8 protein-coding genes are annotated in these 14,028 nt (G+C 61.7%); 2 read left to right on the forward strand and 6 right to left on the reverse strand.

The features are described 5' to 3' along the window. Positions 1 to 66: 66 nt before the first annotated feature. Positions 67 to 456, reverse strand: coding sequence for a hypothetical protein (locus KI811_RS02395; RefSeq protein WP_214184888.1), 390 nt, complete (start codon positions 454 to 456; stop codon positions 67 to 69). A 148-nt stretch (positions 457 to 604) separates the two neighbouring features. Continuing rightward, entirely contained in the window at positions 605 to 4,051 is a 3,447-nt protein-coding gene (locus tag KI811_RS02400; RefSeq protein WP_214184889.1) for a pyruvate carboxylase, read from the reverse strand. Positions 4,052 to 4,321: 270 nt separating this feature from the next. On the opposite strand from KI811_RS02400, the gene KI811_RS02405 reads away from it, so the two are divergent. Beyond that, positions 4,322 to 5,341 (forward strand): peptidylprolyl isomerase, encoded by a 1,020-nt coding sequence (locus KI811_RS02405; RefSeq protein WP_214184890.1) that lies wholly within the window; start codon positions 4,322 to 4,324, stop codon positions 5,339 to 5,341. An 83-nt stretch (positions 5,342 to 5,424) separates the two neighbouring features. Here the strand turns inward: KI811_RS02405 and KI811_RS02410 are convergent, their stop codons facing one another. Both KI811_RS02410 and KI811_RS02415 read right to left on the reverse strand, forming a co-directional pair. After that, entirely contained in the window at positions 5,425 to 6,198 is a 774-nt protein-coding gene (locus tag KI811_RS02410) for a slipin family protein (protein ID WP_214184891.1), read from the reverse strand. A 134-nt stretch (positions 6,199 to 6,332) separates the two neighbouring features. Beyond that, complete coding sequence (locus KI811_RS02415) at positions 6,333 to 7,631, reverse strand: NfeD family protein (RefSeq protein ID WP_214184892.1); 1,299 nt, start codon at positions 7,629 to 7,631, stop codon at positions 6,333 to 6,335. Positions 7,632 to 7,735: 104 nt separating this feature from the next. Here KI811_RS02415 and KI811_RS02420 point away from each other — a divergent pair, with 104 nt between their 5' ends. Further along, the gene (locus KI811_RS02420) at positions 7,736 to 9,097 is read left to right on the forward strand and encodes a sigma-54-dependent transcriptional regulator (RefSeq protein ID WP_214184893.1); all 1,362 of its coding nucleotides are present in this window, start codon (positions 7,736 to 7,738) and stop codon (positions 9,095 to 9,097) included. A gap of 143 nt (positions 9,098 to 9,240) precedes the next feature. On the opposite strand, the gene adeC is transcribed toward KI811_RS02420, so the two are convergent. Together adeC and KI811_RS02430 are read right to left on the reverse strand one after the other, a co-directional pair. Further along, on the reverse strand, positions 9,241 to 10,620 hold the full coding sequence (gene adeC, locus KI811_RS02425; RefSeq protein WP_214184894.1) for an AdeC/AdeK/OprM family multidrug efflux complex outer membrane factor: 1,380 nt from the start codon (positions 10,618 to 10,620) through the stop codon (positions 9,241 to 9,243). Positions 10,621 to 10,796: 176 nt separating this feature from the next. After that, positions 10,797 to 13,958: an efflux RND transporter permease subunit gene (locus KI811_RS02430; RefSeq protein WP_214184895.1), complete on the reverse strand. Its 3,162-nt coding sequence runs from the start codon at positions 13,956 to 13,958 to the stop codon at positions 10,797 to 10,799. Between the last annotated feature and the right edge of the window lie 70 nt (positions 13,959 to 14,028).

The following is a 14,028-nucleotide window of genomic DNA, read 5'->3' on the forward strand; positions in this document are numbered from 1 at the left end:
AGAGCCTGCCGAAGTTGCAATCGGCAGGCTCTTTTCGCGTCTTGCGGAATCTCGGTCAACGCACTATCAGTGCTGTACCCCCTCGCCACCGGCCTGCTGCTGGGCCGCAGCGCGCATGGCTACCTTGTGCTGCTCCAGGGTCTCCAGCTCCCGGACCTTCTCGCCGAGCCAGTGGTGGAGCTCCCGGGCTGTCTGGTAGTTGAGGACCACGCCGGTGGGGACGAAACGCACGAGGCTCTGGGCAAAATCCTCGGGCTCCACGCCGGTCTCGGCGCCGATGGTGCCGTTGGGGTTCACCTCGTGGGTGATCTCGTTGGGGAGCGGCGGCCGCTCCAGGTAAAAATTCACGACCAGGTCGCCCCGGGGAGAGACGCCGCCGTGGGCGCCGTTCACGTAGACCGGGTTGTAGTCGTAGGTGAAGATGTACTTGAAGGTAACTTCCGGTTTCTTGGACACGAGTGCTTCTCCTTCCTTGCATGGTAGTGGGATTTGTCCCCATATGTTCCCATGATACGGTAATGAAAAAAGGGGAACCGCCTCGCTGGCGGCCCCCTTTAATACCACGTTACCGTGGCGGTTTCGAGTGTTTTTCGTTAGTCGTGCTTCACGCCATAACGATGAGAAGATCCTCCTTCTCCACCTTGTCCCCTTCCTTGAACTTCACCTCGGCGACGGTGCCGTCTTCCTTGGCCTTGATGTTGGTCTCCATCTTCATGGCCTCGGTGACCATGAGGACGTCGCCGGCCTTCACCTCGTCGCCGGCCTTGACGTTGAGCTTCAGGACCTTCCCCGGCATGGGCGCGCCCACATGCTTGGCGTTCCCCTTGTCGGCCTTCTCCCGCGCCGACTCGTCGGTCTGGACCGACTGGTCGCGGACAACCACGCTCCGGGCGTTGCCGTTCAGTTCGAAGAAGATGTGCCGGGTGCCGTCGGGGTGGACTTTGCCGATGGCGTTCAGCTTGATGATGAGGGTCTTCCCCGCCTCGATCTCGATGGAGGTCTCCTGCCCCGGCTCCAGGCCGTAGAAGAAGATGGGGGTCGGGATGACCGAGGTGTCGGAGTATTCGTGGCGGTGCTTGTGGAACTCCGGGTAGACATGGGGGTAGAGGATGTAGCTCATGAGCGCCTTGTCGTCCACGGGGTGCCCCACCTTCTCTTCCACCTTGAGCCGCTCCTCGTCGAAGTCCACCGGCTCCAGCAGCTCGCCGGGGCGGCAGGTGATCGGCTCCTCACCTTTCAGGACAATCTTCTGAAGCTCCCGGGGCCACCCCTGGTAGGGCTGACCCAGCATCCCCTTGAACATCCCCACCACGGATTCGGGGAAGGCAAGCTCGCTCCCCTGGGTGAAGACATCCTGAACGTCCAGGTTGTTCTTCACGAGGAACATGGCCATGTCCCCCACCACCTTGGACGACGGCGTCACCTTCACGATGTCGCCGAAGAGGAGGTTCACCTTGTGGTACATCTCCTTGCACTCCTCCCAGCGGTCCAGGAGGCCGAGGCCGGCCACTTGGGGCTTGTAGTTGGAGTACTGGCCGCCGGGGATCTCGTGGTGGTAGACCTCGGCAGTGCCGTTCTTGAGCCCCGACTCGAAGGGGGCGTAGTAGTCGCGCACCGTCTCCCAGTAGTTGGCCAGCTTCTGGAGCCCTTCCTCATCCAGCTGGGTGTCCCACTCGGTACCTTTCAGGGCCGCCACGAGGGCGTTCAGGTTCGGCTGGGCCGTGAGCCCGGAGAGCGATGACAGGGCCGCGTCGACAATGTCGACCCCCGCCTGGCAGGCCATGAGCAGCGTGGCGCTGCCGTTGGAGGAGGTGTCATGGGTGTGGAGGTGGACCGGGATTCCGATGTTCTCCTTGAGGGCCTTCACCAGCTTGTAGGCGGCGAAGGGCTTCAGGAGGCCCGCCATGTCCTTGATGGCGAGGATGTGGGCACCCATCTTCTCCAGCTCCTTGGCCATGCTCACGTAGTATTCCAGGGGATACTTATCCCGCGTCGGATCGGTGATGTCGCCGGTGTAGCAGATGGCCGCCTCGCAGATCTTGCCGCTCTTGCGCACCGCCTCCATGGCCACGGCCATCCCCTTGGTCCAGTTGAGGGAGTCGAAGACCCGGAAGATGTCGATGCCTGAGGAAGCCGCCTCCTCCACGAAGCGCTGCACCACGTTGTCCGGGTAGTTGGTATACCCCACGGCGTTGGAGCCCCGGAGGAGCATCTGGAAGAGGATATTGTGGATCGCCTCGGAAAGCTTATGGAGCCGCTGCCACGGGTCTTCCTTCAGGAAGCGCATGGAGACGTCGAAGGTGGCGCCCCCCCAGCACTCAACTGAAAAAAGCCCGGCCCCAAGATAGGAAGTCGGCTCGGCGATCTTCAGAAGATCATAGGTGCGGACCCGGGTTGCCAGGTTGGACTGGTGGGCGTCCCGCATGGTGGTATCGGTGAGGAGGAGCTGCTTCTGCTCCAGGATCCACTTGGAGAGCCCCTCGGCGCCGAGCTTCATGAGGAGGTCGCGGCTCCCGGCGGGGCGGGGCCGGGTGAGATCCACCTCGGGCACATGGGCCTCCATGAGCTCCGCCGACTTGAGGGGCTTCGTGATCCCCGGCGAGCCGTTGACGATGACATCGCCGAGGAAGCTGAGGACCTTCGTGGCCCGGTCCTTCTTCTCGACAATCTGGAGCAGTTCCGGGTGTTTCTCGATGAAGGAGGTGTCGCATTTGCCGTCCAGGAAGACCTGGTGGGTGATAACGTTCTCCAGGAAGCCGATATTGGTCTTGACCCCCCGAACCCGGAACTCCTGGAGGGAGCGGTCCATTATGTGGGCCGCTTCCTCGAAGGTGAGTCCCCAGGAGGTGACCTTCACGAGGAGCGAGTCATAGTGGGGGGTGATCACCGAACCGGTAAAGGCGTTGCCGGCGTCGAGCCGCACACCGAAGCCGGCCGAGGAACGATAGGTGGTGATGGTACCGAAGTCCGGGGCGAAGTTGTTATTCGGGTCTTCGGTGGTGATCCGGCACTGGATGGCGTACCCCCGCATGGCGATGGCTTCCTGGTTCGGGATGTTGATGGGGGGATCGGAGAGCTTTTTCCCCTCGGCCACGAGGATCTGGGCCTGGACCAGGTTGCGGCCGGTGATCATTTCGGTCACCGTGTGCTCCACCTGGATACGGGGGTTCATCTCGATGAAGTAGAAGTTCCCCTCCTGGTCCAGGAGGAATTCCACGGTGCCGGCGTTGCGGTAGCCCACCTGGCCGGCAATCTTGAGGGCCGCCGCGCAGATCGCCTCGCGGGTCTCCTGGCTCAGGCAAAGGGCCGGGGCGAACTCCACCACCTTCTGGTGGCGGCGCTGGATGGAGCAGTCCCGCTCGAAGAAGTGGACCAGGTTGCCGTGCATGTCGCCCAGGACCTGCACCTCGATGTGCTTCGGATTCTCGATGTAGCGCTCCAGGAAGACCGCCGGGTTGCCGAAGGCCGCCTTGGCCTCGCTACGGGCCGCCACGAGCCCTTCGAGAAGCTCCTTCTTGCTGCGGGCCACCCGCATGCCGCGCCCGCCGCCACCGGCCGCCGCCTTGATGATGATGGGGTAGCCGTAGTTCTTGGCGAAGATGAGGGCCTCTTCCTCGTGCTCGATGGGGTCCTCGGTGCCGGGTACGGTGGTGACGCCGGCGGCCATGGCAACTTTCCTGGCCGACACCTTGTCCCCCAGGGCCCGCTGCATCTCGGCCGTGGGGCCGATGAAGGCGATTCCCGACGCCTCGCACTTCTCGGCGAACTCGGCGTTCTCCGAGAGGAAGCCGTAACCGGGGTGGATGGCGTCCACGTCATGCTGCTTGGCGATGGCAATGATTTCGTCGATGCCGAGATAGGCGTCGATGGGGCTCTTTCCCTTCCCCACCAGATACGCCTCGTCGGCCTTATAACGGTGGAGCGACAGTTTGTCCTCCTCCGAGTAGATGGCAACAGTGCTGATGCCGAGCTCCGTGCAGGCCCGGAAAATACGAATCGCTATTTCGCCGCGGTTGGCGGCCATTACCTTCCTGAACTTTCTCTTCTCCATCCGGTCCTCCCCAGTGTTTTTACGCAAAATAAAACATCTACAAGCAAGATAAAACTTTATTCAAACTAAAATTATTTCGTTATTTTGAATAGTTATGTGAATATTTCTGGTCTCTGCATAAAAACAAATCGAACATTTGTTGTCAAGAATAAACTTTTGTTTTACCTGATTGCAAAACCGCTCGGAGACAGTAAAATTTACCCTTAACAACCCCGTCAAGGGGTGGTACGATTTATCGTGCTTTCATTTCAGCCAAGGAGATAACACCGCATGAACGTATTCAAGACAGCCCGCAGACAGATCATCGCCCTCTCGGCGATCGCCCTTCTTGCCGGCACTGCCGGGGCGAACGCTGCCCCCGCGGCCAAGGCGGACGCGAAGGCAGGCGAGGCCCCGTCTGCCACGACGGCGGTCGCCCGGGTGAACGGCGTCGACATCACCAAAGCCGAACTGGAACGGGCGAAGAAGATCATCCTCTCCCGGAACCAAATGGCGGGTGCCGCCATGAACGACGAGATGTCGAAGAAGGTGGAAGAAGCGGCCCTCAACCAGCTCATCGCCAAGGAACTCCTCTTCCAGGCCGGCAAGAAGCAGGAGATCAAGGATCTGGACAAGAAGATCCAGGAAAAGGTGGCCGAGCACAAGGCCCGCTTCAAGTCCCAGGCCGACTACGAGAAGGCCCTGAAAGAGATGGACATGACCGAAAAGGAGGTCGAGACCTTCACCAGGGAGGACATGGTCATCGGCAACCTGATCGAGACGAAAATCGTCGCCAACACCAAGGTCAGTGACGACGAGGCGAAGAAATTCTACAACGACAACAAGGACAAGTTCCGCCGGGAGGAGTCGGTCCGCGCCAGCCACATTCTCGTTGCCGCGGATCAGAAGGCATCAGAGGAAGAGAAGAAAAAGGCCAAGGAGAAGGCAGAGGCACTGCTCAAGCAACTGAAGGGGGGGGCCGATTTCGCCGAACTGGCCAAGAAGGAATCCTCCTGCCCCAGCTCCGCCAGGGGGGGTGATCTGGGCTTCTTCGGCAAGGGGCAGATGGTTCCCGAATTCGAGAAGGCCTCCTTTGCTCTCAAGCCGGGCGAGGTGAGCGACGTGGTGGAAACCCAGTTCGGCTACCACATCATCAAGCTGGCCGAGAAGAAGGAGGCCGAAACCGTCCCCTTTGAAGAGGCAAAGGAACGGATCGTCCAGTTCCTCACCCAGCAGAAGGTGCAGGCGGGGATCGGCGAGTACGTGGAAGAGTTGAAGAAGAAGGGGAAGGTCGAGATCCTCGCCAAGTAACCGCAGCTTCGTTTTCGTAACAGAGAAAGGCCGCCCTCGATATCCGGAGGCGGCCTTTTTTCTGTTACTCCATCCCAATGCTCTTATTCCTTCTTGTCCCCTGCCTTGTCCAGGAACATCTTGATAAGGTCAATGGGTACCGGGAAGATGGTGGTTGAATTTTTCTCGGCCGCCACCTCGGTCAGGGTCTGGAGGTAGCGCAGCTGCAGCGACGTGGGCTCGGCGGCCAGGATCTTCGCCGCCTGGGCCAGCTTCTCCGACGCCTGGAATTCGCCGTCGGCATGGATGACCTTGGCGCGCCGCTCCCGCTCCGCCTCGGCCTGCTTGGCAATGGCCCGGAGCATCTCCTGGGGGAGGTCGATGTTCTTCACCTCCACGGCGGTCACCTTCACCCCCCACGGCCCCGTGTGCCGGTCGAGGATCTCCTGGAGCTCCTTGTTGATCTTCTCCCGGTTGGCCAGAAGCTCGTCCAGCTCCACCTGCCCCAGGACGCTCCGCAGGGTGGTCTGGGCCAGCTGGCTGGTGGCGTAGAGGTAGTTCTCCACTTCCACAATGGCCTTCTGGGGCTCCATGACCCGGAAGTAGATGACCGCCGACACCTTCACCGTCACGTTGTCGTGGGTGATGACATCCTGGGGCGGGACATCCAGGGCCACGGTTCGCAGCGACACCCGTACCAGCTTGTCGATCCCCGGGATGATGAAGAAGAGCCCCGGCCCCCGGGAGCCCGCCAGCCGACCGAGGCGGAAGAGGACCCCCCGCTCGTATTCGGGGAGGACCCGGACGGCGCTGGCCGCGAACATGATCAGCAGGATGAGGATGAAGATCACCGGCACGTAGTTGAAGATGTCGAACATGGAAGCCTCCTGTTGAGGCCGGGACCCGGGACCGGGGACCGGCAAAAATCGAAATCAAGATCAAGGGACGGAATTACGCAATAATGGCAGCATCACATGGCAGTCCTTGCCTAAAGGCCTTTCCCGGTCCCCGATCACCGGTCCCCGGTCTTTCTGACCTTAACCCGCATCCCTTCAACCGCCACCACCGTCACCCGGTCCCCCTCGGCCAGGGGCTCGTCGCTCCAGGCGTCCCAGTACTCGCCGTGGATGAAGACCCTCCCCTCGGGGGCAATGGCGGAAAGGGCCTTGCCGCTCTCCCCCAGGAGCCCCTCTCCGCCGGTGGTGGGTTTACGGCGGTGGGCCCTGACCGCCATGGTGACGGCAAAGACGGAGAAGGCGGAGACGGCGATCACCGTGATGGCGATGACCTGCCACGATACCCGGAGATAGGGCTCCGGCGATTCGAACAGCAACAGCGACCCGAGTACCATGGCGATCACCCCTCCGACCGTCAGCATTCCGTGGGAAACGATCTTGATCTCGGCGATGAACAGGATGAGCGCGAGGATGATGAGGAGCACGCCGGCGTAGTTCACCGGCAGGGTCTGAAAGGCGAAGAAGGCGAGGATGAGGGAGATGCCGCCGATCACGCCGGGAAGGATCACCCCCGGATTGGAGAGCTCGAAAAAGATCCCGAGGAACCCAAGCATCATCAGGATGTAGGCCACGTTGGGATTGCCGATGGCATCGAGAATCCGCTCCCGCGCCGTCATCGGCTCCTCCCGGACAGCGGCGCCGGCAAGCCTGAGGACCACGTCTCCGCCGGGGCGGGCCACCCGGTGTCCCTCCAGTTGGGCCAGGAGCGAGGCACGATCGGCGGCGATCAGATCTACCACGTTCTCTTCAAGAGCCTTCTCGGCGGAGAGCGACAGGCTCTCCCGCACCATCCGCCGCGCCACGGCGGCGTTTCTCCCCCGACGATTCGCGAGCCCCTCGGCGTAGGCCTCGGCATCGTTCACCACCTTCTCTTCCATGACCTTGTCCTGCTTTTCGCCGATGGAGACGGGGTGGGCAGCGCCGATAGTGGTTCCGGGCGCCATGGCGCAGATGTCGGCCGCCAGGCAGATGATGGCGCCAGCCGATGCGGCCCTGGCACCCGACGGTGCCACGTGGACCGCCACCGGCACGGGGCTCCCAAGGACGTCCTTCACTATCTCCCGCATGGCGGTGTCGAGGCCGCCGGGGGTATCCATCTCCAGGAGGACGAGGCGGTCTCCCCTGCGGGCGGCGCTGTCGAGGTTCCGCTTGAGAAACGAGGCGGTGACGGGATTGATGGCCGAACGGACGCCCAGCACCCGCACCGTCGCCGAATTGGGAGGAGGGGCGCCGATGGATACGGTACCTGGCAACAGACAGCAAACGAGGATGCAGAGCGCGATTATCCGAGGCATACTCTCACAGTATACCCGGTGCGGCGCGGCAGTCAACGCGACGGGAGGCTTGCCAAGGGCGGCCCATTGGTGCTATGTATCAAACCTGCTCACGGGAGGCACCAATGAAAGAACGGACCCGCATCCTCCTCATCGATGACGAAGAATCGGGGCGCGAAGCTCTCACTCTCATCCTCAGGAACGCCGGCCACCACGTTACGGGGGCGGCATCGGGGAGGGAAGCGGCCCAGCACCTCGCTCGGGATAAGTTCGACATCATCATCACCGATCTCTTCCTTCCCGACACCAATGGCATCGACATCCTCAAGAGCGTCAAGCGCGACTCTCCCTTCACCGAGGTGATCCTCATCACCGGCCACGCCTCCGCCGAAACCGCCGTGCGGGCCATGAAGGAGGGGGCCTACGACTATATCACCAAGCCCCTCAACATCGACGAGCTCAGGATCATCATCGCCAAGGCGGTCGAGAAGCACCAGCTCCTCTCCGAAAACGTCTACCTCAAGAAACAACTCCGGGACAAATTCGAGTTCGCCAACATCATCGGCGCCTCGCCGGCCATGCAGCAGGTCTTCGCCCTCATGAAGCGGATCGTCAAGACCGACTCCACGGTCCTCATCACCGGCGAATCGGGGACCGGCAAGGAGATCGTGGCCAAGGCGATCCACTTCAACGGTTCACGGCGCGATCGGCCGTTCATCGCCGTCCACTGCGGCGCCATACCGGAGAATCTCCTGGAGTCGGAACTGTTCGGCTACATGAAGGGGGCTTTCACCGGCGCGGTGAGGGACAAGATCGGCAAGTTCGAGGCGGCAAACGGCGGCACCATCTTCCTGGACGAGATCGGAACCATGCCGCTGCAGCTCCAGACAAAGCTCCTGCGGGTTCTCCAGGAACAGGAGGTGGAACGGGTCGGCTCCACCCGTCCCATCAAGATCGACGTACGGATCGTCTCGGCCACCAATCTGGATCTGGCCGAGGAGGTGAAGAAGGGGACCTTCCGTGAAGACCTCTACTACCGGCTCAACGTCATCCCCCTGAGCCTGCCGCCGCTCCGGGACCGGGTCGAGGACATTCTCCCCCTGGCGAAGCACTTTCTCGCCAAGTACTGCAAGGAGATGCAGCGCCGGCGGATGGCCCTCACCACGGAAGCGGTGGAGGCATTGGAAGGGTATCGCTGGGGAGGAAACGTGCGGGAGCTGGAGAACGTCATGGAGCGGGTCGTGGCCCTCACCGAGGCAGACACCATCACCCTCCACGACCTTCCACCCAACATCCGCGAGGAATCCCTCACCCGGGTCACCGAGCGGGGTGTCGACCTCGTGAAAGTGATCGCCGAAATCGAGCGGAGCATGATCACCGACGCCCTGGCCCTCACCGACGGGGTCAAGGCCCGGGCCGCGGCGCTGCTGAATCTGAACCGCACCACCCTGGTGGAGAAGATGCGCCGACTCGGAATGCCCCTGTAACGTCCCCTTTCCCCTCAGAAAAATTCCCGCAGGCTTTCGTCTATCCCTTTGAGGTTTTCGTAGTAATCGTCTGGGAGGCGGATCCGCACTGTCGCCCTCGATGGCACGAAAGCGACAGGCACGGCCCCAGACAACTATTTCTCTTACTCGGGGGCGCCGCCCCCCAGGACCTTGTAGAGAGTCGCCACATTGAGGAGGCGGACAAGGCGGACACCGATCAGGTTCTGCTGGGCGCCGTAGAGGGCACGCTGGGAATCGAGCACCTGCAGGTAGCTGTCGACTCCCTTTTCGTACCGCGCCTGGGAGAGGCGGTAGCTCTCGGAAGTGGCGTCGGTGAGGGACTGCTGGGCCGACAGCTGATCATCGATGGTTCCTCGCTGGGCCAGGGCATCGGCCACCTCCCGGAAGGCGGTCTGGATCGCCTTCTCATACTGGGCAACGGCGATGTCCCTGTCCACTTCAGCCACCTTGAGGGTGGCCTGGTTCGCTCCTGCGGTGAAGATGGGGAGGGTGATGCGGGGGGCGAAACTCCAGGTGAAGGCATCTCCCTTAAAGAGCCCTGTCAACTCGTCGCTCCCGAAGCCGACATTGGAAACCAGGGTAATGCGGGGGAAGAAGTTTGCCCGGGCCGCGCCGATGTTCGCGTTGGAACCCTTCAGGAGGTTTTCGGCCTGGAGAATGTCGGGACGCCGCAGCAGCACGTCGGACGGCAGCCCCGGCGTCACATCCTTCATGGCGGTAAGGTTCTCGCTGAGGGCCGCAGGGAGGATCTCCGTCGATACCGGCGATCCAACCACGAGATTGAGGGCATTCACGTCCTGGGCTATCAGCGTGGTGAAGCGGGCGATATCCACCCGGGCCGACTCCACGCTGGTCCGGGCCTGGTTAAGATCGAGGGCCGAGGAGACACCGGCCTCGAAACGACTCTTGGTGAGGTTGTAGGACGACTGCTGGCTCGCCAGCGTATCCTGAGCCAGCTTCAGCCGCTCCCGGTCGGCGGCCAGGGTCAGGTAATTGGAGGCCACCTCGGCCACCAGGCTGATCTGCACGCTGCGGCGGGCCTGTTCCGTGGCCAGAAACTGCTCCAGGGCCTGGTCCTTGAGGCTTTGGACCCGGCCGAAAAGGTCCAACTCATAGGAGCTGACGCCGAGGCCGACGCTGTACTGGTCAACGGTCTGGGCCTGGCCGGTAGAAGAGAGATCCTTGGGAATTCTCTGGACGCTGCCGTCGGCGGTGGCGTCGATCTTCGGGAAGAGGTCGGAGCGCCGGATCCGGTACTGGGCCTGGGAGCGCTCGATGTTGAGGGCAGCGACCCGCAGGTCCCGGTTGTTCTCCAGGGCCAGGGTGATCAGTTTCCGCAGTTTCTCGTCCACGAAGAACTCCTGCCACGGGATGTCGGCTACCGGCTTCCCGGACTTGACAGCAGTCTCCTGGTACGCCGGGCCTTCCGGCCATGCAGCCGGAACGGGTGCGGCGGGACGCTCATATTTGGGGGCCATGGTGGTGCAGCCGGCCAGGGTCATAATTAATGCTGAAACACAGAGGCACTGAGACACTGAGAAAAAACCAGTCACGAGACTCTTACTGGTAGAGTTCTTGGATTCAGCCGCACCATTAGAATCAATCAAACCATACTCCATGGTTTTCTCTGTATCTCTGTGTCTCTGTGTTATTTCTAAAGGGTTTGTCAGGTTCATATTCAATTCACCTCCGATGCTGCTTCAGCGGCCGGCTGTACGGAAGGCTGCTTCTTTCTGGCAAAGACTTTCGACACCATCACAAAGAAGAACGGAATGAAGATCAGGTCGATAAAGGTGGCCGAAAGCAGCCCCCCGGTCACGGCGGTGCCGATGGCGTTCTGGGCCGCGGCCCCGGCCCCCTTGGTGAGGGCCAGCGGCAGGGTACCGAAGAAGAAGGCCAGTGAGGTCATTATGACCGGCCGCAGCCGTATCTTCACCGCCGCCAGGGTCGCCTCCACCAGTTCATGCCCCTGGTGCATCTGCTCCTTGATGAACTGGATGATCAGGATGGCGTTCTTGGTCGACAGACCCACGGTCGTCAGGAGACCGATCTGGAGATAGACGTCATTGGGGAGCATCCGCAGCTTCACCGCGGTAACCGCCCCCACCAGGCCCAGCGGAAGCATCAACAGGTTGACGAAGGGGATGGTCCAGCTCTCATAGAGGGCCGCCACCGAAAGGAACACCACCAGGAGCGAGATGGCGTAGAGGGCCGGGGCCTGTTTGCCGGCCTGTTTTTCCTCATAGGAGAGGCCAGTCCACTCGTAACCGATGCCGGTCGGAAGCTGGGCCGCCATCTTCTCCATCTCGGCCATGGCCTCGCCGGTGCTCACGCCGGGCGCGGCCTGCCCCATGATCTCCACGGACGGAATCCCGTTATAGCGCTCCAGGCGGGGCGAGCCGTACTGCCAGTGGGCGGTGGCGAAGGCGGAGAACGGCACCATTTCGCCGCTCTTGTTGCTGACGTACCAGCTGTTGATATCCTCCGGCAGCATCCGGGACTTCGGATCGGACTGGAGATAGACTTTTTTCACCCGGCCGTTCTCAATGAAGTCGTTGACGTAGGAGCTCCCCCAGGCCGTGGCCAGCACGCTGTTGACATCGGCCAGGGAAACCCCCAGGGCACCGGCCCGCACATCGTCGATGTCGAGCTTGAACTGGGGTGAGTCATCCTGCCCGTTGGGGCGCACCGCTATGAGCTTCTGGTTCTTCATGGCCATGCCGAGGAGCTGGTTGCGGGCCTCCATCAGCTTCTCATGGCCAAGGCCGGCACGGTCCTGCAACTGGAAGTCGAAGCCGTTGGCCTGCCCCAGCTCCACAACCGCCGGCGGTGAAAAGGCAAAGGCGAGGCCGTCACGGATCTGCGAGAAGGCCTTCATGGCCCGGCCGGCAACGGCTGGCGCCTTCAGGTCGGGGGTCGGGCGCAGCTTCCAGTCCTTGAGCCTGACAAAGGCGAGCCCCATGTTCTGACCCCGGCCGGCGAAACTGAATCCGGCAACGGTGATAATCGCCTCCACCGACTTCTTCTCCTTCTCCAGAAAATGGTGCTCAAGCTGCTCGATCACCTTGATCGTCCGTTCCTGGGTAGCCCCGGCAGGGAGCTGGATCTGGCAGATAATGAACCCCTGGTCCTCGTCGGGGAGGAACGCGGTGGGAAGGCGCGTGAAGAAGAACGCCATGGCCGCAACGATGGCTCCGTACACCACCAGGTAGCGCACCGGCTTGCCGAATGAACGGCCGACGATCCCTTCGTATTTGCCCCTGCACCAGTTGAAGCATTTGTTGAACCAGCGGAAGAAACCGCAATACCAGCCGCTCTCGCACGCCTCATGCCCCGCTTCAACCGGCTTGAGCAGGGTAGAACAGAGGGCCGGAGTGAGGATCTGGGCCGTCAGCACCGAAAGGATCATGGCGGAGATGATGGTGATGGAGAACTGGCGGTAGATGACGCCGGTGGAACCGCCGAAGAAGGCCATGGGAAGGAAAACCGCCGAGAGAACGGTGGCAATCCCCCAGAGGGCACTGGTGATCTGGCCCATGGATTTGACGGTGGCATCGTGGGGCGAGAGCCCCTCCTCGGACATGATCCGCTCCACGTTCTCGACCACGACGATTGCGTCGTCCACCAGGAGGCCGATGACGATTACCAGGGCGAACATGGTCAGGGTGTTGATGGAGAAGCCCGCGGCCGACAGCACCCCCATGGTGCCGAGCAGAACAACCGGGACGGCAATGGTGGGGATCAAGGTGGCACGGATGTTCTGCAGGAAGAGAAACATGATAATGAAGACGAGGAATACCGCCTCGATCAGGGTCTGGACCACCTCTTCAATGGAGATCTTGACGAAGGGGGTGGTGTCGTAGGGGTAGACAACCTCCATGCCGGCAGGGAAGTATTTCGACAGCTCCGCCATCTTCGCTTTTACCCGATTGGCGGTGTCCAGGGCGTTGGCGCCGGCGGCCAGGCGCAGGGCCATCCCACCCAGCGGTTTTCCCTTGTATCGGGCTTCAATATCGTAATTCTCGGTGCCGATTTTACATTCGGCCACATCCTTCAGTTTGACCGTGGAACCGTCAGGGTTGGTCCTCAGAATGATGGCGTTGAACTGCTCCGGGGTCTGGAGGAGGGTGCGGGCCGTGATGGTAGCGTTAAGCTGCTGTCCCTGAGGCGCCGGGTTCCCGCCGAACTGGCCGGCCGAGACCTGGGCGTTCTGGGCCTGCACCGCCGCAATGACGTCGTTGGTGGTGAGGTGGTAGTTGTTCAGCTTGGCGGGGTTCAGCCAGATCCGCATGGCGTTCTGGGAGCCGAAGACCGTCACCTCGCCGACCCCTTCCGTCCTGCTGATGACGTCCTGGACGTTGGCAACCATATAGTCCGTCAGGGCCGGACGGTCCATGGAGCCGTCTTCCGACACCAGGCCGATAATCATCAGGAAGTTCCTGGTGGACTTGACCACCTGGATTCCCTGCCTCTGGACGATCTGGGGGAGGAGCGGCGTGGCGAGCTGCAGCTTGTTCTGCACCTGCACCTGGGCGATGTTCGGGTCGGTGCCGGCCTTAAAGGTCAGGTTAATGGCCACGGCACCGGCCGAGTCGCTGGTGGAGGACATGTAGATCAGGTTGTCGATGCCGTTCAGCTTCTGCTCGATCACCTGGGTCACCGTATCCTGCACCGTCTGGGCCGAGGCGCCGGGATACATGGCGTTGATGGTGATCTGTGGCGGCGCGATGGGAGGATACTGGGAGACCGGCAGGGTCTTGATGGCCAGGAGGCCGGCCAGCATGACCATGATGGCGATTACCCAGGCAAAGATGGGTCGGTTTATGAAAAAGCGGGACATGGAAGAGCTCCTTTAAATCTTTGAAAAGCGAAAATCCATTACCACAGAGACACGGAGGCACAGAGAAAGG

Origin of the sequence: Geobacter hydrogenophilus (assembly GCF_018501225.1) — a bacterium.
GTDB classification, from domain to species: domain Bacteria; phylum Desulfobacterota; class Desulfuromonadia; order Geobacterales; family Geobacteraceae; genus Geobacter; species Geobacter hydrogenophilus.